This window comes from Emticicia oligotrophica DSM 17448 (genome assembly GCF_000263195.1).
Classification (GTDB): Bacteria; Bacteroidota; Bacteroidia; order Cytophagales; family Spirosomataceae; genus Emticicia; species Emticicia oligotrophica.
On sequence record NC_018748.1, the window covers coordinates 2,217,590 to 2,242,190 of the forward strand.

The 24,601-nt window shown below is 36.7% G+C and carries 23 protein-coding genes; 16 read left to right on the forward strand and 7 right to left on the reverse strand.

What is annotated here, in order from left to right; translation table 11 throughout:
• Positions 1–25 precede the first annotated feature (25 nt).
• The 9 genes from EMTOL_RS09180 to rpoN all read left to right on the forward strand — a co-directional run bounded on the left by EMTOL_RS09180 (position 26) and on the right by rpoN (position 9,814).
• Positions 26–871, forward strand: coding sequence for a cupin-like domain-containing protein (locus tag EMTOL_RS09180; RefSeq protein ID WP_015028999.1), 846 nt, complete (start codon positions 26–28; stop codon positions 869–871).
• Between the two features lie 21 nt (positions 872–892).
• Positions 893–1,471 (forward strand): 5-formyltetrahydrofolate cyclo-ligase, encoded by a 579-nt coding sequence (locus tag EMTOL_RS09185; RefSeq protein ID WP_015029000.1) that lies wholly within the window; start codon positions 893–895, stop codon positions 1,469–1,471.
• A 134-nt stretch (positions 1,472–1,605) separates the two neighbouring features.
• On the forward strand, positions 1,606–2,598 hold the full coding sequence (locus tag EMTOL_RS09190; RefSeq protein WP_015029001.1) for an aspartate-semialdehyde dehydrogenase: 993 nt from the start codon (positions 1,606–1,608) through the stop codon (positions 2,596–2,598).
• A gap of 120 nt (positions 2,599–2,718) precedes the next feature.
• On the forward strand, positions 2,719–4,773 hold the full coding sequence (locus EMTOL_RS09195) for a penicillin acylase family protein (protein ID WP_015029002.1): 2,055 nt from the start codon (positions 2,719–2,721) through the stop codon (positions 4,771–4,773).
• 139 nt (positions 4,774–4,912) lie between these two features.
• The gene (locus EMTOL_RS09200) at positions 4,913–6,190 is read left to right on the forward strand and encodes a metallophosphoesterase (protein WP_015029003.1); all 1,278 of its coding nucleotides are present in this window, start codon (positions 4,913–4,915) and stop codon (positions 6,188–6,190) included.
• Positions 6,183–6,767, forward strand: coding sequence for a Crp/Fnr family transcriptional regulator (locus EMTOL_RS09205; protein WP_197491640.1), 585 nt, complete (start codon positions 6,183–6,185; stop codon positions 6,765–6,767). The genes EMTOL_RS09200 and EMTOL_RS09205 overlap by 8 nt, the downstream gene beginning before the upstream one ends.
• 62 nt (positions 6,768–6,829) lie before the next feature.
• Positions 6,830–7,255 (forward strand): darcynin family protein, encoded by a 426-nt coding sequence (locus tag EMTOL_RS09210; protein ID WP_015029005.1) that lies wholly within the window; start codon positions 6,830–6,832, stop codon positions 7,253–7,255.
• Positions 7,245–7,982 carry an SDR family oxidoreductase gene (locus EMTOL_RS09215; RefSeq protein ID WP_015029006.1) on the forward strand — a complete coding sequence of 246 codons (738 nt, stop codon included), beginning with the start codon at positions 7,245–7,247 and terminating at the stop codon, positions 7,980–7,982. The genes EMTOL_RS09210 and EMTOL_RS09215 overlap by 11 nt, the downstream gene beginning before the upstream one ends.
• A gap of 347 nt (positions 7,983–8,329) precedes the next feature.
• A complete protein-coding gene (rpoN, locus tag EMTOL_RS09220; protein ID WP_015029007.1) occupies positions 8,330–9,814 on the forward strand; it encodes an RNA polymerase factor sigma-54 in 1,485 nt (494 codons plus the stop codon).
• A gap of 135 nt (positions 9,815–9,949) precedes the next feature.
• Here the strand turns inward: rpoN and EMTOL_RS22100 are convergent, their stop codons facing one another.
• Both EMTOL_RS22100 and rpmG read right to left on the reverse strand, forming a co-directional pair.
• A complete protein-coding gene (locus EMTOL_RS22100) occupies positions 9,950–10,105 on the reverse strand; it encodes a DUF4295 domain-containing protein (protein ID WP_015029008.1) in 156 nt (51 codons plus the stop codon).
• A 50-nt stretch (positions 10,106–10,155) separates the two neighbouring features.
• On the reverse strand, positions 10,156–10,338 hold the full coding sequence (rpmG, locus tag EMTOL_RS09225; RefSeq protein WP_015029009.1) for a 50S ribosomal protein L33: 183 nt from the start codon (positions 10,336–10,338) through the stop codon (positions 10,156–10,158).
• A 555-nt stretch (positions 10,339–10,893) separates the two neighbouring features.
• Between rpmG and EMTOL_RS09230 the strand changes: the two genes are divergently transcribed.
• Positions 10,894–11,895 carry an NADP-dependent oxidoreductase gene (locus tag EMTOL_RS09230; RefSeq protein ID WP_015029010.1) on the forward strand — a complete coding sequence of 334 codons (1,002 nt, stop codon included), beginning with the start codon at positions 10,894–10,896 and terminating at the stop codon, positions 11,893–11,895.
• 54 nt (positions 11,896–11,949) lie between these two features.
• A complete protein-coding gene (locus tag EMTOL_RS09235) occupies positions 11,950–13,041 on the forward strand; it encodes a hypothetical protein (protein WP_015029011.1) in 1,092 nt (363 codons plus the stop codon).
• On the opposite strand, the gene hisF is transcribed toward EMTOL_RS09235, so the two are convergent.
• The 4 genes from hisF to hisH form a co-directional block, all read right to left on the reverse strand.
• A complete protein-coding gene (gene hisF, locus EMTOL_RS09240; protein WP_015029012.1) occupies positions 13,042–13,809 on the reverse strand; it encodes an imidazole glycerol phosphate synthase subunit HisF in 768 nt (255 codons plus the stop codon).
• A gap of 27 nt (positions 13,810–13,836) precedes the next feature.
• Complete coding sequence (locus EMTOL_RS09245; RefSeq protein WP_015029013.1) at positions 13,837–14,292, reverse strand: GNAT family N-acetyltransferase; 456 nt, start codon at positions 14,290–14,292, stop codon at positions 13,837–13,839.
• 48 nt (positions 14,293–14,340) lie between these two features.
• Positions 14,341–15,063, reverse strand: coding sequence for a 1-(5-phosphoribosyl)-5-[(5-phosphoribosylamino)methylideneamino]imidazole-4-carboxamide isomerase (gene hisA, locus EMTOL_RS09250; RefSeq protein WP_015029014.1), 723 nt, complete (start codon positions 15,061–15,063; stop codon positions 14,341–14,343).
• 98 nt (positions 15,064–15,161) lie between these two features.
• Positions 15,162–15,752, reverse strand: coding sequence for an imidazole glycerol phosphate synthase subunit HisH (gene hisH, locus EMTOL_RS09255; protein WP_015029015.1), 591 nt, complete (start codon positions 15,750–15,752; stop codon positions 15,162–15,164).
• Between the two features lie 242 nt (positions 15,753–15,994).
• Between hisH and EMTOL_RS09260 the strand changes: the two genes are divergently transcribed.
• From EMTOL_RS09260 to EMTOL_RS09270, 3 genes are all read left to right on the forward strand, one after another.
• Positions 15,995–17,359, forward strand: a complete 1,365-nt coding sequence (locus tag EMTOL_RS09260; protein ID WP_015029016.1) for a deoxyguanosinetriphosphate triphosphohydrolase — start codon at positions 15,995–15,997, stop codon at positions 17,357–17,359.
• 161 nt (positions 17,360–17,520) lie between these two features.
• The gene (locus EMTOL_RS09265) at positions 17,521–18,768 is read left to right on the forward strand and encodes an MFS transporter (protein WP_015029017.1); all 1,248 of its coding nucleotides are present in this window, start codon (positions 17,521–17,523) and stop codon (positions 18,766–18,768) included.
• Positions 18,769–18,821: 53 nt separating this feature from the next.
• On the forward strand, positions 18,822–20,891 hold the full coding sequence (locus EMTOL_RS09270) for a helix-hairpin-helix domain-containing protein (protein ID WP_052315363.1): 2,070 nt from the start codon (positions 18,822–18,824) through the stop codon (positions 20,889–20,891).
• A 5-nt stretch (positions 20,892–20,896) separates the two neighbouring features.
• Here the strand turns inward: EMTOL_RS09270 and EMTOL_RS09275 are convergent, their stop codons facing one another.
• The gene (locus EMTOL_RS09275; protein ID WP_015029019.1) at positions 20,897–21,736 is read right to left on the reverse strand and encodes a hypothetical protein; all 840 of its coding nucleotides are present in this window, start codon (positions 21,734–21,736) and stop codon (positions 20,897–20,899) included.
• A gap of 253 nt (positions 21,737–21,989) precedes the next feature.
• On the opposite strand from EMTOL_RS09275, the gene EMTOL_RS09280 reads away from it, so the two are divergent.
• Together EMTOL_RS09280 and EMTOL_RS09285 are read left to right on the forward strand one after the other, a co-directional pair.
• Positions 21,990–23,651 carry a glutamine--tRNA ligase/YqeY domain fusion protein gene (locus EMTOL_RS09280; protein ID WP_015029020.1) on the forward strand — a complete coding sequence of 554 codons (1,662 nt, stop codon included), beginning with the start codon at positions 21,990–21,992 and terminating at the stop codon, positions 23,649–23,651.
• A gap of 128 nt (positions 23,652–23,779) precedes the next feature.
• Positions 23,780–24,505, forward strand: a complete 726-nt coding sequence (locus tag EMTOL_RS09285; protein ID WP_015029021.1) for a hypothetical protein — start codon at positions 23,780–23,782, stop codon at positions 24,503–24,505.
• The last annotated feature ends 96 nt before the right edge of the window (positions 24,506–24,601 follow it).

A 24,601-nucleotide genomic window follows, 5' to 3' on the forward strand; every position in this document is an offset into this window, starting at 1 on the left:
ATCACAAAATCTACCAATTTACATTATGAAACTATTACCAATTGAACGCCGCAGCAATTTAAGTCGAGAAGAATTTATTGAGAGTTATTTGAAGCCTAAGAAACCAGTTATTTTTACTGATTTGGTGAAAGATTGGCCCGCTTTAGAAAAATGGACTTTCGATTGGCTACGAACCAATTATGGGCATATACAGGTGCCACTGTTCGATAACCACATTCACGACACAAAAAATTATTTCCAAGCCGCCAAAACAATGCCTTTTGGTGACTATCTATCCTTGATTGAGCAAGGTCCTACTGATTTACGTATATTTTTATTTGATATTTTCAAGATTGTGCCCGAATTAGCCAATGATATTCGTTTCCCTACAATTATGGATGGATTCTTGAAAAATTATAAATTTATGTTTTTTGGTGGGCAAAATTCAGTTGTGAATTTACACTATGACATGGACTGCTCAAATGTATTTTTAACTCAGTTTCAGACACGCAAGCAGGCAATTCTTTTCGCACCCGATAAAAGTGCTAATCTTTATCAACATCCATTTACGGTGCAGAGTCACGTAAACCCGCTTAATCCTGATTATGAGCGTTATCCTGCTATGAAAAATTTGGAAGGATATGAAGCCACTTTTGGTCATGGCGAAACACTCTTCATTCCATCTTTATGGTGGCATTATATAAAGTATGTTGATGGTGGATTTAGTTTGGCACTTCGAGCAAATGATTCTATCTTTACAACTGCTCGTGGTGGTTGGAATGTGGTAAGACATACGTTTATTGATAAAGGTATGACCAAGCTTATCGGCGAGCCTTGGAAACAGTGGAAAGAACAAAAAGCTGTAGAAAATGCCAATGCAGTATTAGCATAACTTTCGAAGGCAACGAATAATATGCAAAAACAAGATTTAAGAAAAGAATATCTTCGGCAACGAAAAGCCCTCAGCGAACAAGTCGTGGAGGGCTTTTCTCGAAAAATACATGATTGGTTTTTTAGGAGTTTTGCTGTTCACTCATTTGCCACAATTCATACTTTTTTGCCAATAAAACACAATAATGAGGTAGATACTTGGCTCATTATCAAAACTCTACAAAAAGATTTTGCTGCTGATATCGTCATTCCGAAAAGCCACCCAAATGGTACAATGACTAATTATTTATTGACCGAAAAAACGGTTTTGGAAGAAAGTAACTTAAAAATTATTGAGCCAAACGAAACTCAGAACTCAGAACTCAGAACTCAGAACTCGAAAATAGATTTAGTACTTATTCCATTGCTTTGCTTTGATAAAAAAGGTTATCGAGTAGGTTACGGTAAGGGTTATTATGACCGATTTTTAGCAGAATGTCGCCCCGATGTAATGAAAATTGGTCTTTCGTTGTTTGAACCAGTTGAAGAAATAGCAATTGATGAATTTGATGTAAAGATGGATTACTGCATAACACCAAATAAAATTTGGAGTTTTTTGTAATTTTTGTACTATTCCAAGAAATCAAACCGAATTTTACATTATCTTTGCACATTAAGATTTGTTGCCCCAAAAATCTTGATTGTTTTTTATAAACTTAAAAATACCCCCCATTTAGGGGCTGGGGGTTTACTAAAATGAAAATTGCAGTAGTTGGTGCAACTGGCTTAGTTGGCACTGAAATCTTGAAAGTATTGGCGGAAAGAAACTTTCCTGTTACCGAAATCATTCCCGTTGCATCCGAAAAATCAATTGGTAAACAGGTTGAATTTAAGGGTAAACAGTTTACGGTGGTAGGCTACGAAGATGCTATTAAGATGAAACCTGCGGTTGCGATTTTCTCAGCAGGAGGAAGTACTTCATTGGCAGTTGCACCATTGTTTGCTGAGGCAGGTATTCCTGTAATTGACAACTCTTCGGCGTGGAGAATGGACCCAACTAAAAAATTGGTTGTTCCAGAAGTAAACGCAAACGTGATTACGGCAGAAGATAAAATCATTGCCAATCCAAATTGTTCGACAATCCAGATGGTAGTGGTAATGAAGCCATTACACGATAAATATAAAATCAAACGTGTAGTTGTTTCTACGTACCAATCAGTAACAGGTACTGGGAAAGCAGCCGTTGACCAGTTATTTGCAGAACGCGTAGGTGATGACAGCGTGAAGAAAGTATATCCGCACAAAATCGATCTTAACGTTTTGCCTCATATTGATGTGTTCTTAGATAATGGTTATACCAAAGAAGAAATGAAAATGGTAAACGAAACTAAGAAAATCATGGGTGATGATAATATTGCTGTTACGGCAACAACAGTTCGTATCCCAACGGTTGGTGGTCACTCAGAAGCAGTAAACATTGAGTTTGAAAATGATTTCGATTTAGAGGAAGTTCGTAAGATTTTGAGCGAAACCGAAGGCGTTATCGTACAAGACGACGTGAAGAATTTCGTTTATCCAATGCCAATCAATTCGCATGGAAAAGATGAAGTTTTTGTTGGACGTATCCGTCGTGACGAATCTCAAGCTAATACATTAAATCTTTGGGTGGTTGCCGATAACCTCCGTAAAGGTGCTGCTACTAACGCTGTTCAGATTGCTGAATATATGTTGAAAGCAAATTTATTGTAACACAATTTTCTAAATTGTAGTTTTATAAGGGAAGGCATTTTTAATGTCTTCCCTTTTTGTTTTAAATCTTATCAAAAGATTACATTTGTGCTAATCAAGCAATTACAATTCAACCTTATAATGAAAAAACTCATAATTCTTCTTTTATGCTCTTTAGGAGCTTTCGCCCAAATAAATCCCGAAAATATTAAAATCATACGTGATAAATGGGGTGTTCCGCACATTTTCGCTAAAACAGACCCCGAAGTATCTTATGGATTAGCTTGGGCAAATGCCGAAGATGATTTTAAAACTATGCAGATCACACTTTTGGCGGGCAAAGGTATGGTTGGCCGCCATAAAGGTAAAGATGGAGCAACCATTGATTATGTAGTTGCACTGTTACGTTGTAGAGAAGTGGTTGAAGAGCAATATGATAAAGTGTTTTCGCCCGAATACAAAGCACTCATTGAAGGCTATGTGGCTGGTATCAATGCTTATGCTGCCAAACATCCTGAGGAAGTTTTAGTAAAAGGGTCTTTTCCAACAACGCCTAAAGAATATACTGCCAGTACAGTTCTTTCGTTGTCGATGATTTCGGGCGTTGATGCAGTTTTGCAGAAAATCTTTAAAGAGAAAGTAAAAACACTCGATGATTTTAAGGCAGCGGGCTCAAATGCTATGGCTATACACAGCTCTAAAACAACTGATGGAAGTGCCTATTTAGCAATCAATCCACATCAGCCGCTTGAAGGTCCTGTGGCTTGGTATGAAGCTCATTTATGCAGCGAAGAAGGTCTTAACGTTTTGGGTGCTTTGTTTCCAGGTGGACCTGTAATTTTTGTAGGTGCAAACGAAAACTTAGGTTGGACGCACACGGTGAATTATCAAGATAAAGTAGATGTTTTTCAACTCGAAATGAATCCTTCCAACAAAATGCAGTATAAGTTTGATGGAAAATGGGAAACTTTAGAGCAGAAAGCAGTGAAATTGAAAGTAAAAATGGGAGCTTTTACGATTCCTGTTAAAAAAGTGGCTTTGTGGAGTAAATACGGAGCAACGGTTCAAACCAAGCAAGGTACTTTTTCGGTTAGATTTAGTGCTAATCAAGATATCAGAGGAATCGAACAGTGGTATAAAATGGATAAAGCTCGTAATTTCTCAGAATTCTATAAAGCCATGCAAATGACGGCTATACCAGGGTTTAATACCATTTATGCCGATAAACGAGATACCATTTTTTATGTAAGCAATGGGAAAATTCCATTCCGTGCCGAAGGTTATGATTGGAAAAATACAATTCCGGGTAATACTTCAAAAACGCTTACTACTTCCTTTCATCCGCTGAAAGATTTGCCACAATACATCAATCCTGTAAGTGGCTATTTATTCAATGCCAATCATACGCCATTTAATGCCACAGGCCAGAAGGATAACCTAAAAGCCCAAGATTTCGACCAAACAATGGGCTATGAAGTAAAAGATAATAACCGAAGTATTCGCTTTCAAGAAATGTTTTCGCAGTATGATAAAATCTCGTTTGAAGATTTTAAACGTATCAAATATGATGGTCAATTACCACAAGGGAAACTTTATTTTCCATCCAACACCGATGCTTTATTTCAGTTAAACCCGCAGGAATATGCTGATTTAAAGCCACTTATCGAAAACCTAAACTCTTGGGATAGAAAAACTAATGTTGAAAGTAAAGGAGCGGCTATCTTCTTAATTATGCTCAATTATTTCACCACAGACTTCCCAAAGAGAGAAACCTTAACCGATTATGTAATTACCAAAGAAGATGCGATTGGGGCTTTCCAATATGTAAATACATATATGAAACGGCATTTTGGAAGAACAGATATTGCTCTCGGTGATTTACAAAAATTAGTAAGAGGAAATATTGAAAAGCCAGTGTGGGGTTTGCCTGATGTGATTACAGCCATGCACACTCGCCCTTATAAAGATGGTAAATTGAAAGTTGTGCAAGGTGAATCTTACATTGGATTAATCAAATTTCCGAAAAATGGTTTACCAGAAATCGAAACAGTACTCAATTTTGGCCAATCAACCCATGCAGATAGTGCACATTTTGCCGACCAAATGGATTTGTATTTAAACCAGAAAACCAAGAAAATGACACTCGATAAGGCAGAAGTAATGAAAGCTGCAGTAAAGACGTATTCGCCAAAATAGGTTTTATATCACAATTATTAGCCTTTCATACTCATTTATTGGCGGTTCAGAGAATCGTCAGATGAAGTTTGAAACCTTATTTATGACAAAACCGTTTTGTTTTCATTCAGTTTTCTCTAAACAAACAAGTAAAATTTCTATGAATCGAATGTTCGGATTTGCCCTGATGGCGGTCTTTTTTTTCTTGATTGATTTGTATGTATGGCAAGCAATAAAAATTGTGATGCGTTCGGCCACACTTTCTACTCAACGAATCATCGGTTTTGGCTTTTGGGGACTTACCGTTTTTTCAATACTTTCAATCATTGCTATTTTTACTTATATGCCTATGTCGGCTCCCGTAAAGGCGAGTTTCCGTACATTTCTAATGGCTGGTATTTTTATCATTTATATATCCAAAGTATTCTCGGTTTTAGTTTTAATCATTGATGATTTAATTCGTTTAGGGAAATGGCTGATTAGCTTCTTTCAAGGCGATTCTGCTCCTGCACAAGTAGCCACTGAGGTAATTCAGCCCGCTGCCGAAAAAATTAGCCGTTCGGAGTTTTTAGCTAAATCAGCCTTAGCCGTTGGGGGGCTTCATGCAGGCGGTATGGCTTGGGGAATTCTTTCGGGTGCCCACGATTATCGCGTGCGTAATGTTACGCTTCGCATTAAAAACCTTCCACGCCAATTTGATGGAATGAAAATCGCTCAATTATCAGATATTCACTCAGGAAGTTTCTTTAATAAAACAGCAGTAAAAGGCGGTATTGAAATGTTGATGAAAGAAAAGCCTGATATGTTTTTCTTTACGGGAGATTTAGTAAACAATATTGCTCCTGAAGTAAAAGATTACATTGATATATTCTCAAAAATTAAAGCTCCACTGGGAACATTTTCAACCTTAGGAAATCACGATTACGGTGATTATACGCAGTGGGTTTCGCCAGAAAAGAAACGCCAAAATCTACAAGATTTGATGAATGCTCACAAAACAATGGGTTGGGATTTACTAATGGATGAGCATCGTGCAGTAAAAGTAGATGGAGAAAGTATCGGAATTTTGGGTATCCAAAACTGGGGAGCAGGAAATTTTGCCAAATATGGTAGCATTGAGAAAGCTCAACAAAATGCCCATGATTTACCAGTAAAACTTTTATTATCGCACGACCCAAGCCATTGGAGAGCACAAGTTTTGGGTAAGCAAACTGATATTGATGTGGCTTTTGCTGGTCATACACATGGAATGCAGTATGGGGTAGAAATTGCGGGCATTAAGTGGTCTCCTGTACAATTCCGTTATAAAGAATGGGCCGGTTTGTACGAAGAAAATGACCAAAAACTTTACGTAAACCGTGGTTTTGGCTATATCGGTTACCCGGGTCGTTTAGGTATTTTGCCAGAAATAGCTATTTTCGAATTAAAGGTTGGCTAATTTGAAAGAATTAGAAAAATATTTTAATCAACTGTCCCCGCTCAAGGCTGAAACTTGGGCGAATTTAAAACCGCTTTTTTCAAAGAAAAAACTACTGAAAGGTGAATATTTCATTGAGCAGGGACAGTTGGCTACTAAAATTGGTTTTCTTGAATCGGGAGTTATCAGAGCTTTTTATCGAAACGATGAAGGCGTTGAGTATAACAAGCATTTTTTTATTCCAAACGCTTTAGTTGGGGGATATGCTTCGATGATTACAGGAAGACCAAATGTGATTATCCAGCAAGCACTAATAGACTGTGATTTATTAGTGGCAGACTTCTCTCAACTGTCAGCCTTATACAATTCCCACCCTGATTTAGAGCGAGTCGCTCGTCGGCTTGCCGAGTTTTTCTTTGTAGATAAAGAAAACCGTGAAATCGAAATTATTTTATTAGAGGCAGATAAACGTTATGAACTTTTCCAAAAGCGTTATCCTTCGCTTGAACAACTCATTCCTCAATATCATATCGCTTCCTACTTGGGCATTACGCCTACACAATTAAGCCGTATTCGGAAGAAGTTATCACAACGCTAATTTCTTTACCTATGTAAATGTTTTTGATTTTCGGGCCATCTAATTTTGGTCAAAAATAAGGAATGAAACATTTACAAATGCTATTGATACTTTGGCTATTTACGGCGAAGGTAGATGCACAAACTACACCAAACAATATGGTATCACAAAAAAACTACACTATTTTAGTGTTGATGAATGCCACGCCCCAGTGGCTTTCGCATACACGTAGCGAACGGGCCGATTTTTTTGAAAAAAGAATCATGCCCATTTTTCAGAAAGTAAGTAAAACTGTAAAAGTTCAACTTTTTGATAGCGAATACTTTCATGCCCAAGTATCAGATTTTATTATAATAACTACCTCAGATTTAGAGCAATACAAGCTCATGATTGAATTATTGAGAGATTCTAAAATCTATGGTGAACCCTATTTTCAAATCAAAGATATTATCGTAGGGCAAGAAAATGCTTTTGAAGATTTTAATATTTTACTAAAAAATGAACACTAAGGGAAACACAATGCTCATAACTGGTGGAACTGCTGGAATTGGGCGAGCTTTGCTTCATAGATTTTACAGTTTAGGGAATCAGCTAATTGTTAGTTCAAGTAATGCCGAAAATCTTGAAAACCTTAAGCTTGAATTTCCTAACATAGAAACGGTTGTGTGTGATTTGGCTCAAGAAAAAGAAGTTTACAAACTAATAGAAATTTGTCAGCAGCGTTTTTCGACTATTAACGTATTGATAAATAATGCAGGCATCCAGTTTAATTATGATTGGAAAATAGAGCAGGAAGGATTGAAAAAAATCAAAGATGAGATTAGTGTCAATTTTACGAGCCCAATGCAATTAATTTATGGGTTATTGCCCTTGCTTTTGCAGAAACCCGATGCCGCAATTATCAATGTTTCGTCGGGCCTTGCTTTCGCACCTAAAAAATCAGCACCCGTCTATTGTGCAAGTAAAGCAGCTATTCATAGTGTGAGTAAAAGTTTGCGATATCAGCTTGAAAATACTTCTATAAAAGTATTCGAAATTATTCCTCCTTTGGTTGATACAGCCATGACTGCGGGTAGGGGAACAGGAAAAATTACAGCCGAGCAATTAGTCGATGAATTCATGAATAATTTTAAAAATAATAAGTTTGAAAGTAACATAGGCAAGACAAAGCTTCTTAGATTTATACAAAGACTTTCTCCTAAAATTGCTGACAAAATCATGAAAGGTGGTTTGTGAGTAAAATGATACAAAAAAATGCTTATTCTAATACTAGAATAAGCATTTTTTCATTTGAATTTAATACATTGGTTTAAGCTTGAAGATTTGACTTTTATGAATTGTAGTCTTGTTATTACTCTAAAAAAAAGCTTAAAATGACTTAAAAATTATTTTTTTATTTTCTTTAAAAATAAATAACTGATAATCAATACTTTATGTTGAAACCTAAATTATTTTTTTAATATTATTTGGCAGTTAATAAAAAAATAATTTTCTTTATTTATTAGAAAATATTCAGTTGGCACGAAAAATGTGGAGGGGTCATTAAATGTCCCTAAAATGAATGAAAAAACTCTACTTACACGATGCAAAAATTAAGTCTTAATCAATCCCTACAGCAGCGTCTGTCTCCTCAGCAGATACAGTTCATTAAACTGTTGCAGATTCCTTCTGCCGAGCTTGAGCAACGAATAGAAGAAGAGCTTGAGATAAATCCAGCTTTAGAGGAAGGCATGGACATGGATGAGCGTGTAAAAGATGAGTATGAAGATGATTATAATGTTGATGACCATGATGATTATAGTGAATATAGCGAGTATGATACTTATGAGGGGCTTGATGTAAAACAATATTTAGACCAAGATGACTATGCCGGCTATAAAATGCAAGGTGATGGATGGGGCGATGATGACCGCGATGCGATGCCGGTAGTTGCTACCAGCACATTAGCAGAATCTTTGGTGCAACAATTAGGTTTTTTACGTCTTGATTCTCGTCAAGAAGCTATTGGAATGCAGCTTATTGGTAGTATTGAGGAAGATGGTTATATTCGACGTGCTCTTCGTTCGATTTGTAATGATTTGGCCTTCACGCAAAATATTTATACGAGTGAAGAAGAAGTAGCAAACCTTCTCAAAAAAGTACAAACATTTGAGCCAGCAGGTATTGGTGCAAGAGATTTAAGAGAATGTCTTTTACTACAACTCGACCGCAAAAACCACGATGATATTGCGGTAGAAACTGCTATTAGAATCATAGATGCTCACTTTGACGAGTTTACAAAAAAACATTACGAAAAAATCCAACGCCGCCTCGATATTGACGATGAAACGTTGAAGCAAGCTATTAAAGTTATCACTCGTCTGAATCCTAAACCGGGTAGTATTGGAAGTGGCGATAGTGCAGCAGCCTACTTAATGGCCGATTTTATCGTAACAAATAATAATGGCAAACTTGATGTTATTTTAAACTCAAAAAATGCCCCAGAATTACGTGTGAGTCGTTCATTTGCTGAAATGCTTGATGCGTATGACAAAACAGATAAAAATGGTTCTGCTCAACACAAAAGCATTAAAGAGACGGTTACTTTCGTAAAGCAAAAACTCGATGCCGCTAAATGGTTTATTGATGCTATTAAACAGCGTCAGCAGACTTTATTGAAAACCATGAAAGCAATTGTTGAGTTTCAACGTGAGTTTTTCTTAGAAGGCGATGAGACAAAGCTCAAACCAATGATTCTGAAAGATATTGCTAACCGCATTGATATGGATATTTCTACGGTTTCGCGGGTAGCTAATAGTAAATCTGTTCAAGCAGACTTTGGTATTTATCCACTTAAATATTTCTTCTCAGAAGGTATCGCAACCGATTCGGGCGAAGATGCTTCAAGCCGTGAAGTGAAAAACATTTTGAAAGAATTGATAGAAAATGAGCCTAAGAACTCACCACTTTCAGATGATAAACTTGAAAAACTATTGAATAAGCGTGGTTATAATATCGCTCGTCGTACAGTGGCAAAATACCGTGAGCAATTGAATATTCCAGTAGCACGTTTACGTAAGCAGTTATAGATTAAAAATATCATATATATATATGAAGGTCGGCATGATTCAAAATCGTGCCGACCTTTTTTTGCAGCAAAATCCAAAACAAAAAACCTTCTTGATTGCTCAAGAAGGTTTTTCAATTTCTTTATGCCTGTGAAATTATGCTTTCAATGCATTTTGTAACTCTTCCATAGGAACCATTTCTTCCTTGAAAGTGTAAGCACCAGTTTTTGGTGATTTCACAGCTTTGATAACTTTCGCAAAGTTTTTACCTGCGGTTTTATCACGGAGCGTTGCAACTACTTTCTTTGCCATTTCTAATTTGATTTTAGATGCGAGAAAAACTCACATTCATTTCTTTAATATTATTTAATTTCTTTGTGGAGCGTGTGAGCTTTCAAAAATGGATTATATTTTTTTAACTCTAAACGACCTGTAGTGTTTTTACGGTTTTTTGTCGTTACGTAACGAGACATACCTGCTACACCGCTTGTTTTTTGTACAGTACATTCTAAAATTACTTGTACACGATTGCCTTTCTTAGCCATTGTTTTATCTATTTGAATGTATTGACTTTTATTGATAAGCAATCAAATCAAGCCAAAATTGATATTTTAAAGAATAAATTTCATTTCAAAATGCTTAGACTCTTTAGCTAAACGCCTGTGTGTCTTGCATTTGGGGTTGCAAAGTTACAAAATTGTGATTGTTTTTTCAAAAATCTTTCAAAAGTTTTTTGATTAATTGTTTGATTTCTCTTCTCGAAGTATCAAACAAGTGCTTTCAAAGGTTTTCGGACTCAACTTTACACTTAATTTCTTGATTCTTTCTTGCATTTTGGCCACTCTCTTCAGAAGAGCTGTCAACCAAATAACGTTTTTATTGCACTTTTACTTCCATGGTTTAGGTATATCAGCCACTTTAATCTGCTGAAAGAATCTTTTAATAAGCTACTGTTGTCGTTTACAGCTTCATAAAATATGTTGTTTGCCTTGGGCTTGATATAGAACGATATTTTTATGCATGCATACTATTTTCAGAAATTTGATTTAACTTCGCCAACATTTCAAATTAAATCGACTATTTAAACTAATAACCTAGTAATGAAAAATACCCAAGTAAACTTGATTGCACGCCCAATAGGCGAACCAACGGCCGCTTGTTGGGAAATTATAGAAAATGAAACCCCAGAATTGGCCGAAAACCAACTTTTGGTTCAAACGCAATATTTATCAATTGACCCAGCGATGCGTGGATGGATGAATGAAGGGAAATCGTATATTCGCCCAGTAAGAATTGGCGAAGTAATGAGAGCCTTAGGTGCAGGAGTTGTGATAGAATCGAAACACCCAGATTTCAAAGCAGGTGATTTTGTAACTGCTGGAATGGGTGTACAAGAATATGCCGTGATTGAAGGAAAAGATGCCGTAAAAGTTGACCCTAATTTTATTCCACTACCTGCTTATTTAGGCACTTTAGGAATGTCAGGTCTAACGGCTTACTTTGGTTTATTGGATACTGGACAACCAAAAGAAGGAGAGACTGTGGTTGTTTCGGGAGCTGCGGGTGCGGTTGGTAGTGTGGTTGGGCAAATTGCAAAAATTAAAGGCTGTAGAGTAGTTGGCATTGCAGGCGGAGCAGATAAATGTAAATATGTTGTAGAAGAATTGGGCTTTGATGCTTGTGTTGATTATAAGGCAGGAGATTTAAGAAATCAACTAAAAAACGCATGTCCATCGGGCGTTGATGTGTATTTTGATAACGTAGGCGGCGAAATTTTAGATACAGTATTGACACTCATCAACCTTCGTGCAAGAATTGTTATTTGTGGAGCTATTTCACAATACAATGCTACTCAAAAGCCAGTTGGCCCAAGCAATTACCTCTCACTTTTGGTGAATCGTGCGAGAATGGAAGGAATTGTAGTGTTTGATAATGCTGCTAATTATGGAAAAGCAGTCAAAGAAATGGCTGGTTGGATTGCTCAAGGCAAACTTAATTCGAATGTGTATGTAGCCGAAGGTGGAGTAAGAGCATTTCCTGAAACTTTAATGAAGTTGTTTAAAGGTGAAAATACAGGTAAATTGGTGTTGAAAGTTTCTTAGTCGGTTTATAGTCAAAAGGCAACTGTCAAGAGATTGAGTAAGTGACAAGTTTTTATGACAGACGAGCGAAATTTACATATTGATTCTTTGATAGAACGCATTGCTTCGTGCCAGTCGCGAGGCGATGCGTTTTTTCCTGAAGGCATTTTTCCTTCTTATCGACATAATAAATATCTTTTTTATCGCAGACCTGATACAAATATTTTCTATACTTCTACGATTGTTTTTGTTTTGAATCAGATAAAAGCAAAGGTTTCGGTAAAATCTCAAAAGATTATTGAAGAAATTACAGCAAAGGCCGTAAAAAACTACTCAGATTTTCAGAATAAAGATGGTTTAAAAACCTATAACTTCTGGAAAACAAAACCTTCGAAGCATTTTCCGAATGGACATATTTTTTATCGTTATGACCATTTTAGAATTCCTGATGATATTGATGATACTTCATTGATTTACCTAACTTTACCGCATTCAAAAGAAGATGTATTGTGGTTGAAGGAAAAAGTGAAACTACATACAAACTCTCCAGCATCTAATGGAGGAGTTTATTCAACTTGGTTTGGGAAAAATATGCCGATTGAGCATGATGTGTGTGCTTTGTGTAATTTGATGTATTTGTTTGAAAAACATGAATTACCACACAACGAATATGATGAAGCTGTTTATGGATTTCTGAAAAAGGTGATTTTAGAAGAAAAGTTTATAAATGATGCTTTTGAAATAGCTCATAATTATGCTACTACACCGCTTATAATTTATCACTATGCTCGCCTTTTGGGAGATTTTGAGATACCCCAACTCGAAGTTTGTCGAGAGAAGCTAATAGATGCTACTAAGCAATTACTTTTAAACCAAAAATTAGATAAAATGAATAGATTGGTTTTGGAAACGTCTTGGTTGAAGTTGGATAAAAATGAAAAATTCACTGGGAAGCAATTGCCAATTGCCAATAATCAATCATCGTTTACTTATTTTATTGCAGGACTTTTGAGTTCTTACAGAAACCCAATTTTATATTTTTTCGCCCCATTTAAAATCACGCAAATGGAATGGCAATGTGAAGCACATGAATTGGCACTCCTTGTGGAGCGAACCTCCGAGTTCGCAGATATAGTCAAAGCGAACTCGGAAGTTCGCTCCACATAACTAAATTCTCATCGGAATACCTTTTTCTTTTAGGTAATTTTTTAATTCTGGAATACCTATTTCTTTAAAGTGAAAAATACTTGCGGCCAAACCCGCATCGGCTTTTCCTTCGGTGAAAACATCATAAAAATGTTCCATCGAACCAGCACCACCTGAAGCAATAATTGGAATATTTGAATTTTCGGAGATTTCGGCAGTTAATTCTAAGGCAAAACCTGCTTTTGTGCCATCAGTATCCATCGAAGTCAATAGAATTTCTCCTGCTCCTCGGTCTTCTACTTCTTTTGCCCAAGCGATTGTTCTTAGTTCGGTTGGCTTTCTACCGCCGTGTGTGTGAACGATATGTTCGTAGCCGTTGGCTTGCTCAATATATCGAGTATCAATAGCCACAACAATACATTGTGAGCCAAACTCAAGAGCTAATTCATTGATTAATTGAGGATTACGCACTGCCGAAGAATTAATGGAAACTTTATCCGCTCCAGCATTTAAGAGTTTAGAAACATCAGCAACTGAACCTATTCCACCACCAACGCAAAATGGAATATTGATGGTGTGGGCAACTCTACGTACTAAATCGAGCAAGGTTTTGCGTTCTTCAACGGTGGCAGTAATGTCGAGGAATACTAATTCGTCTGCTCCTTGGCGGGCATATTCCGCACCGAGTTCTACGGGGTCGCCCGCATCTCGAAGGTTCACGAAGTTAGTACCTTTAACAGTACGACCATCTTTTATATCTAAACAAGGTATGATTCTTTTTGTAAGCATAGTTTCAAAGGTTCGGAAACCGTATGATTATTTTTCATTATAAATATTGGGTCGGGCAATCTGCATCATTATATCGGGGTTATCCAGTGGAGTAAAACCGAATTGTGCATAAAGTCCGTGGGCATCACGAGTGGCGAGCATCCAACGGCGAAGCCCTTGTAAATCAGGTTGTTGTGTGATACATTCCATCAACCACTTTGAAATACCTTTGCCTCTTTCGCTCTCTAAAACAAAAACATCGGCCAAGTAAGCAAAAGTTGCGTAGTCAGAAATGATTCGGGCATAGCCCACTTGCTTTCCTGCTTTAAAAATACCAAAAGTCGTGGAATGTTCGGCAGCACGCTTCACAATTTCCATCGGAATATTGGGCGACCAATAGCTCGTTGATAAAAAGCCATGAATTACATCGAATTGTAATTTGGTCTTATCGGTGCTGATGGTGTATTCGTCTTTTTGGTATTCGTAAATCATGTTTACTGACATATTTCACCTTTTGTTATTTCTACGCTATCGACAGGTTAAAAACCTGTCCTACAAGAATCTCTTTTCTATCTCTTTCAAAGTAACACGTCCTTCATAAATCGCTTTACCGACGATTACGCCAAAGATATTGAGTTCAGCTAAATCTTCTAAATCCTGCATTGAACTTACGCCACCGCTTGCAATTACCTGTAAATCAGGGAATTGTGCTTGCATCTTCTTGTATAAATCAACCGAAGGGCCTTGAAGAAGTCCATCTTTGGCTACATCGGTGCTGATGGTATATTTTACGCCTTTGGCAATCCATTCTCCGATAAAATCATACACCCAAACGCCCGAATCTTCTTCCCAACCACTTACTGCAATTTTTTCGTTGCGTGCATCAGCACCCAAAATAATTGACTCTCCACCAAATCTTTTGAGCCAATCTTCGAATAATGCTGGATTTTTAATGGCAATACTTCCGCCAGTTACTTGCTTGGCTCCGCAATCGAAAGCCAATCGGATATCTTCATCAGATTGTACTCCACCGCCAAAATCAATGTGTAAATTGGTTTTACTGGCAATGGTTTCGAGTACTTTAGCGTTGGTGATTTTTTTATTTTTAGCCCCATCTAAATCAACCAAGTGAAGGCGTTTGATACCTGCATCTTCAAACATCTTGGCTACTTCGAGTGGGTTTTCGTTGTATGTTTTTTTCTGTGAATAATCACCTTGTGTAAGTCTTACACACTTACCTTCGATGAGGTCAATGGCTGGAATGATTTGAAACATAGTTTCTAACCGAAGCGTCGGACCGTCCCTAAATTGGGAATTTATATAGTTTAGAAATATAATATTGAAACGGGTTGATTTGATAAATGATTACTCTATCAAACCCCCAAAAAATTCTTGAAAATCTGTTCGCCTACATCACCACTGATTTCTGAGTGAAACTGTGCCGCAAAGAAATTATCTCGCTGCAACATGGCCGAATATTCAAGAATATAATTGGTTTTAGCTACTGTGTAATCACAAAGTGGAGCGTAATATCCGTGGTTATAATAGACGTATTCGCTTTCACGCAAACCTTTCAAAAGTGGATTTGGCTGCTCGGCCAAGATATTATTCCAGCCAGTTTGTGGAACTTTGAAGCCTTTTACTCTCGGAAACTTCAAGATTGGAATATCGAAAACTCCCAAACATTCGGTATTATTTTCTTCGGATGATTGGCAGAGAAGCTGCATTCCTACGCAAGTTCCCAAGAAAGGTTGTTTAAGTGTAGGAATTACTTTGTCGAGTCCGTTTTCTCGTAAACTTTTCATGGCAGTTGAAGCTTCTCCCACGCCTGGGAAAATTATTCTTTCGGCAGAGCGAATTACTTCGGCATCATCAGAGAGTTCGTAGCTTGCTCCGATTCTTTCAAGTGCGTACATAACCGACTGCACATTGCCCGCATTGTATTTGATAATGACTACTTTCAATTTTCAATGATTAAATGAGTACCACAATGTAATTGAACGATTTGTTTGTTGAGAAAAAGCTCCTTCTCAACATATTACAAATCTAAACTTATAGCTAGACAAAACATTATTTTTTATAAAAAAGTACTATTTAATCTTGAATAAGTTTTATAAATATTGATTTAAACAAAAATATTCATTCAATCACCCATTCAATCATTTAGGCATTGGTTATCTTGCGGCGAAATTTTACGACCCCAAAAATGAATTGGCAAACGCTTTTCTCTAATAAACGACTTGGTGCCGAACACCGCAACGCTCAAGAACATTTCCGTACTGATTATATGCGAGACTATGACCGATTGATTTTTTCGTCACAGTTTCGCCGATTACAAAATAAGACTCAAGTTTTTCCATTGCCGGGAGCAGTTTTCGTACATAATCGCCTAACTCATAGCTTAGAAGTGGCCTCGGTAGGCCGTTCGCTGGGGAAGGCAATTGGTGAGAAAATTGTTGAAAAATACCAAGATTCGCTTAATCAAGAAGCCATAGAGTTTTATAAATTTGAGCTTTCGGCGGTAGTCATGACAGCCTGTATTGCTCACGATATTGGTAACCCACCATTCGGGCATTCGGGTGAAGAAGCCATTCGTACATATTTTAGAGAATTGGAGGGCGAAAAACTTCAATTTTTAACTGAAAACCTAACTGAAAATCAATTTAACGATTTTAAATGGTTTGAAGGAAATGCAAATGCTTTCAGAATTTTAACAACAATTTTTAATAAAAGCAGTTTAAATTTAACTTATGCTACTTTAGCTTCAATCATTAAATATCCAGCTGATTCGAGTAGTGGATTTAAGAAAAAAACAGGCTTGATTTCAACCAAAAAATCTGGTTTTTTTGATTCAGAAAGTGAGTTTTTTCGCCGAATTGCCACCGAACTAAGCTTACATCCGCTTAATGATGAACAAACGGTTTTCGCCCGTCATCCTTTCGTATTTTTGGTAGAAGCGGCCGATGATATTTGTTATCGAATCATTGATTTAGAAGATGCTCATCGCTTAAATATTATTTCTATTCAAGAAGCTCGTGAGTTGCTCGAACCTTTCTTCGAAACACAAGAAGGCAAAAGAAGTATTAAAGAAAAAGTAGATACGATTGAAGATGACAAACAAAAATTGTCGTTTTTACGGGCGATGTTAATTGGTAAATTGGTCAATCAATGCACAGAAGTATTTTTTGAATACGAAAAACAGCTTTTAGACGGTACGCTCAATAAACCACTTATTGATTTGCTAGATGAAAAAACAATCTCATTGATTAAACGAATAGACGATATTTCGGTCAAGAAAATTTATAACCACAAATCGGTTATTGAAATAGAAATTGCTGGTTATCATGTGATTGGAGGTTTGTTGAAAGAGTTTGTATCAGCGGTTTTATCGCCCGAGACGGCTAAATCTCGAAAACTTTTACAGCTCATGCCAAGCCAGTTTGAGATTAAAAAAGAAGATAATGCTTACCAAAATATTTTATCGGTAGTAGATTTTATTTCAGGTATGACCGACGTTTTTGCCATTGACCTTTACCGAAAAATTACAGGTATTCAAATTCCACAATTATAATTTTTACCCAAAGTGTGGCACACATTATTAATCGTTGAAAACTGGTTTGCCATGCTTAATTTGTAGATTTAAGCAATTAAGGAACTTCAAAACCGAAAAAAACTGTTGTTTCTGTAAGTACCTAAACCACAAAAAGTTCACACTTTTTGGCTGAAATTCGCATGAAACAAAGCAAAGACCCGTACGCAGCTCTGCGATACCCCGAATTTAGATATTTTATTTCGGCACAGTTTCTTTTTACTATTGCCGTATTAGTTCAAGAAGTAGTTATAAGTTTTTATCTCTACGAAATCACGCACGACCCTCTTTCGTTGGGTCTGATAGGCCTTTTCGAAGCAGTTCCTTATATTTCTCTGGCTCTTTTTGGAGGATATTTTGCCGACCGACGCGATAAAAAAACAATCATTCAAATTTGTTATGGCATTATTGTACTATGCTCTTTTTTATTGCTTTGGGTTACATATCCTTTAGAAAATCATCCACTTGATATTCAGAAAATTAAATTTGTCATTTATTTAACAGTCTTTATTTTAGGTTTAGCTCGTGGATTTTACGGCCCTGCATGGTCTTCACTTAAACCATTTTTAGTACCTGCCGAACATTATCCAAATTCGGCCTCTTGGAGTAGTCAATTTTGGCAATCAGGTATGATTCTTGGCCCAGCTTCTGCTGGATTTTTATATAGTTGGTTAGGACTTACGAATACCCTTATTTTGGTTATTGTGCTGTTTTGTGTGGCTTTTATATTGGTATCTCTGATTTCCAGAAAACCTATACAAGTACCCGAAGTTCACCAAAGTATTTTCAAAAGCTTAAAAGAAGGAATAGATTTCGTGCTAAAAAACAGAATTCTGTTTTATGCTATTTTGCTTGATATGTTCTCGGTGCTCTTTGGTGGAGTAGTAGCTATTTTGCCAGTATTCGCCAAAGATATTTTGCAGGTTGGAGCCGAAGGTTTAGGAATTTTAAGAGCCGCTCCAGGAATAGGAGCAGTGCTAACCATGCTCGGTACTGCATATTTCCCGCCTACACGTAAAGCATGGCGAAATATGCTTATTGCAGTAGCTGGTTTTGGTGTAGCTACTTTGGTTTTTGCCCTTTCAACCAACTTTTGGTTGTCGGTAGCAGCATTGTTTTTAACAGGTGCTTTTGATAGTATCAGTGTAATTGTACGCCAAACAATCTTGCAAGTGCTTCCTCCCGACGAAATGCGTGGGCGTGTAAGTGGTGTAAATGGTATTTTTGTGAGTTGCTCAAACGAATTAGGTGCTTTTGAATCGGGAGTGGCAGCTAAATTATTAGGCCCAGTTAATTCTGTTTTATTTGGAGGAGTAATGACATTAGTCATTGTCAGTATTTTATATCTGAGGTCTGGCGAATTGTTTGAAGTTAAATTAGAAAGAAATTGAGTTGTTAACTTAGAATCATAACAATATATTTGTGCAACCTCACAACTGTTGTTATGATTTTACTTTTTGCTGTTACTAAAAAAATATTTCAAAAAATTGCATTAAAATGCCCGCGTGTGGGCTTGCAAACGCTATTGATTTTATTGTCAATACAGGAAATTTCTGCACAAAACAAACCACGAAGTGAAATAAACCTCGATGCGTTTATTCAGCGGGTTTTTCCTGTTCAGCAAGAAAATATCAATTATGAAGACCTCTACGAGTCGCTTTATCAGCTTTATCAAAATCCATTAAATCTAAATACTGCAACTGCTGAAGAATTGGCTTCGATTTATATTCTTTCACAGGCTCAGATAAATAGCATCGTACAACATCGAGAGCAGAATGGTGATTTTTTGAGTATTTATGAACTTCAAGCTGTACAGAACCTTGATTTAGAAACTATTAGTAAAATTCTACCCTTTGTAGAGGTGAGATATAAATTTTCGGCAGGAGATTTACGAAATAGACTTACAAATCCTACGGAGCATTATTTAGTTTTACGAAATAGTCAGACTTTAGAGCAATCGAAGGGTTTTGCAGAAGATAAATACTTGGGTTCTCCTCAACATTTATACGCTCGTTATCGCTTGAGTCACCCAAAAGATTTTCAAGTAGGATTTATTGTAGAAAAAGATGCTGGCGAAAAACACTACCTCGATTTCTATACTTTTCATTTTCAGTTAAAAAATAAGGGAAATCTTAGAAACCTAATTTTAGGCGATTACCAAGCTCAGTTTGGTCAAGGCTTGATTATGTCGGCGGGTTTTTCCTTGGGAAAAAGCAGTGAAGCCATTGCAACTACTCGACGAAGCAATTTGGGTTTACGACCCTATGGTTCGTTGCTTGAAGGAGGCTATTTTAGGGGTGCTGCGGCCACTTATCAAATAGACAAAATTGATTTGACGGGCTTTTATTCTTATGCCAAACGAGATGCTAATATCAATGAAACAGATGGCGAACGAGAAGATTATTTTAGTTCGGTACTAACAGGAGGTTTGCACAGAACAGCAACCGAATTAGCTCGAAAAAATCAATTAACTGAACAAAGTTTTGGCCTAAATGCTACCTTTCGCTTTAAAAATGGTCAGGTTGGAGCAACAATTCTAAATACACAGTTTGATGCATTTTTACAAAGAACACCCGTACTTTACAATAAATTTGAATTTGTAGGGAAACAAAACTTAGTTGCTGGTACAAATGCGACCTATACTTGGCAAAATTTTAACTTCTTTGGCGAAGCTGCTCGTTCGAGTAGTGGTGGCGTGGGAGCAATTGGTGGCTTTGTTGCGGCTCTCAGTAAGCAAGTAGAATGGGCGGTGAATCTTCGCAACTTCGACCGCAATTTTCATAGTTTTTATGCCAATGCTTTGAGCGAAGGTAGTAGGAATATTAACGAACGGGGTATTTATTGGGGACTGAAATATACGCCCAAGAAAGGGCTTGTTTTTAGTGGTTTCTATGACCGTTTTCAGTTTCCGTGGCTAAGGTATTTAGTAGATGCTCCTTCGAGTGGCTTCGACTACCTCTTACGAATGAGTTATCAAATCAATAAAAAGGCCCTCTTTTATGCCCAATATCATGAAGAGCATAAAGGGAAAAATCTACCCAATAATACCACTGTTTCAGATTTGGTAGTAAATACCATTCGGCAAAGTATTTTGGTCAATTTTGAATATGCAATTAATAGAGATTTTAAGACCCAAACTCGTGTGCAGTTGAATACTTTTCAATATGAAACACGCTCAAAATCTAAAGGGTATGTTTTGATGCAAGATATAGAAGGCACAATTAGAAAAGTACAGTTGAAAGGCCGAATCGCTTATTATAGTACCGATGATTATGATTCGAGAATTTATGTTTACGAAAATGATGTTCTTTATGCCATTTCGTTTCCTGCTTATTACGGAAATGGTTTGCGAACTTATTTAATAGCTCGTTATGGACTGACTAAAAATCTTGATTTATGGGTACGATATGCACGAACGCAACTGAGTGGCGTAACTAGCATCGGCAGTGGCAACGACCAAATTAATGCCCCGCATCGTAGCGAAATAAAGGCTCAGATTAAGTATTCGTTTTAAGTGTTTTATTCATGAAAATGTACCAAACCATCAATAGGACTCTTTAATATTTTGCCTATCGTTAAATGATATTTTTGAGCAGTCTCGGTGAGTAAGTTATTATAATAAAATGCCACCGAACCGACAAAGTTGATAGTAACTTCTTGGCACATTGGATATTTAATAATGTATTTTTCGAAAAACTGTGCAAAGCAATTTTCTACTAAATTTTTACAAAAGTCATTTTCGAAGTTATCAAATAAGAACTTGGAAAAAGAAGCAAAATAACGATTTGGAAATGGCTTATGGTAAGCATTTTCGAGTACTGTAAGGCGGTCTATTGTGCCATATTTTTGCTCAAATCTTTCTCTTATTTCAAGAGGCATTTCATTGTGCAAATAGCTCAGTAAAAGACTTTTCCCTAAATGACCACCACTCCCTTCATCTCCTAACCAAAAACCCAAAGGTGGAACCTGAAACCCCGTTTTTACACCATCAAAAAATATTGAGTTTGAGCCAGTACCTAAAATACAAGCAATTCCAGCGGTTCGCCCACAGGCGGCTCTTGCTGCACCAACAACATCGCTGTATGCTTCTATGTGTTGGCAATTGGGAAAAACCATTAAAATAGCTTCTTTAATGATTGCGGCTTTTTCTTCATTCGTCACACCAGTTCCGTAGTAAAATACCTTTTCAATGACTTTTGTACACAATGGAGCAACTTTTTCTTTTATTTCTTGAGCAATCGAATCGGCCCCTTGGTAGTATGGATTAAAACCAACGGTTTGTATTTCGGCAATTACCTTGTTTTGGTCTAAAAGTCTCCAATCGGTTTTGGTTGAGCCACTATCTGCAATCAGAATCATATATAAAGTTGAGCTATTGATGATGATTTTGGGTGTAAATATCAGAATTGTAGGACAGGTTTGCAACCCGTCGATGCGTAGAAATAGCTTTTACCAATTCTTTGTTATTGACAACTTAAAGTAAAAAACATAATATTTTTAATTTTTTATTAAACAAATTCAATAAAATATAGTGTTAGTTAGATAGTAATAGACGGAAAACTTAAAAAATAGTTAAATTCGCAAAAAAGCAACAACACCACTTTATAGGATTATGGCAGAAGAAAAATCATTGAACTTTATCGAACAAATTATTGAAGATGACATTGCAGCAGGCAAAAACGACGGCCGAGTACTGACTCGTTTCCCTCCTGAGCCAAATGGCTACTTGCACATTGGTCATGCTAAATCTATCTGTCTGAATTTTGGAGTTGCCCAGAAATATGGTGGAAAAACAAATCTTAGATTTGACGATACTAACCCAGTTACCGAAGAAACCGAATACGTTGAGTCGATTAAGGCCGATGTAAAATGGTTAGGCTTCGATTGGGCAGAGGAGCTATACGCCTCTGATTATTTTGACCAGTTATACGAATTGGCAGTAAAACTTATCAAGAAAGGCCTTGCTTACGTTGATGATAGCACATCAGAAGAAATGGCTGCTATGAAAGGTACACCAACTGTTCCGGGCATCAATAGCCCTTATCGTGAGCGTAGTATCGAAGAAAACCTTGATTTGTTTACTCGTATGAAAAACGGCGAATTTGCTGAAGGAACACGAGTTTTAAGAGCTAAGATTAATATGGCTTCGAGCAATATGCTCATGCGTGACCCAATCATTTATCGTATTAAATTTGCCACCCATCATCGCACAGGCGATAAATGGTGCATTTATCCGATGTATGATTTTGCACACGGACAATCAGATTCTATTGAGCAAATTACACATTCAATCTGTACACTTGAGTTTGTGCCTCATCGTGAATTGTATGATTGGTGTATCGAAAATCTTGAAATTTTCCCTTCAAAACAATACGAATTTGCTCGTCTGAATCTTTCGTATGCCATTACAAGTAAGCGTAAACTTTTGCAATTGGTGAACGAAAAATTTGTAAGTGGCTGGGACGACCCACGTATGCCTACAATTTCAGGGATGCGACGCCGTGGTTATACACCAGAAGCCATTCGTGAGTTTTGTGATAGAATTGGTGTAGCCAAACGCGATAATTTGATTGATGTAAGTTTATTAGAATTTTGTGTTCGCGAACATCTCAATAAAGTAGCTACCCGTGTCATGGCGGTGCTTGACCCGATTAAAGTTGTAATTACTAATTATCCAGAAGGAAAAGTTGAAGAACTAAAAGCAGAAAATAATCCAGAAGATGCCGAAAGTGGTTCAAGACCAATGCCATTTAGTCGTGAGATTTTAATCGAAAAAGATGATTTCATGGAAAACCCAACGAAAAAATACTTCCGTTTGGGGCCAGGCTTGATGGTTCGTTTGAAACATGCCTATATCATTAAATGTGATGAGGTAGTGAAGGACGAAAATGGCGAAATCGTAGAACTTCATTGTTCGTATATCGAAAACTCTCGCAGTGGTAGCGATACCTCTGGTATAAATGTAAAAGGAACTATCCATTGGGTTTCAGAGGCTCATGCAGTAGATGCAGAAGTAAGACTCTACGACCGCCTCTTTAAGGTAGAAGACCCAAGTCGTGAAGATGGAGATTTTAAAGAATACTTAAACGGAGATTCCTTAGAAGTTATAACAGCCAAAGTAGAACCTGCTCTAAAAGAAGCAACTGTAGGAACACCGTATCAGTTTTTGCGTAAAGGTTATTTCTGTTTAGACCCTGATTCAACAACCAATCAATTGGTCTTTAATAAAACAGTTGGTTTAAAAGATACTTGGGCCAAAGAAGCCAATAAATAATGCACCGATTAATTTTAAAACCTGCAAGTGTCAAAACTTGCAGGTTTTATTTTAGTATTTCAGAGACCTTTTTATACGAACTAAGTCAAATAGGCGTTAGTAATTGATAATAACAAAGAATCCTTACGATGAAAAACACAGCAATTAAGATTTTAACTTTTCTGCTTATTAGTGTAAGTACTTTTGCACAAACAGCCGATGATGTTTTCAATAAATATTATACCACTACCGGTGGAAAAGCCTTATGGGATAGTATCGCTACATATACTATAAAACAATCTTATAAAGGCAATACCGCGGCCGATTATGATATGGAGCTCAGAGGTTCATTTAAAGAGGCAGGCCTCTATAAAGCCAAAACAATTTTGAAGCGTACTTTTATTTTTGGAATAAAAGGAAATGAAGGTTGGAGAAAAGTGCCTCTCGGAAGTACTGATAAAGCAACGCAGTATGAGACCAATTCATTGAGTGAAAAAGAGCAAGAAAATATGCGTAGAGAACTTAAGGAAAACTTATTGCCATTTCTTGATTATGAAGCCAAAGGGTATATTGCTACACTCGTTGGAAGCGAAACACTTAATAATGTGAAAGTAAAACAAGTAGAATTGAGTGGTAGAGGCACAAAATATAATCTCTATTTTGATGAATCAACTGGTTTGTTAGTAAGAAAAAAACTTACACTCAATACGGGAGAGGTAATTACAGAAGATTACACTAAATATGCTGATACAGCTTACGGAATTAAGTTTCCTGTAGAATCAAACTATACTAGTAGTGTTGATAAACGTACTTTAAAAGTAACAACTTCAGTTATTTTAAATGATAAAATTGCTCCTGAATATCTAATGAAATAACAGAAATATAATAACAAGGTTTGAGGCCTCTCATTTTTGAGGGGCTTTTTTGTGTAACTTTAATTCTAATTCTGAAAAATCTTTAATCAACTTCCA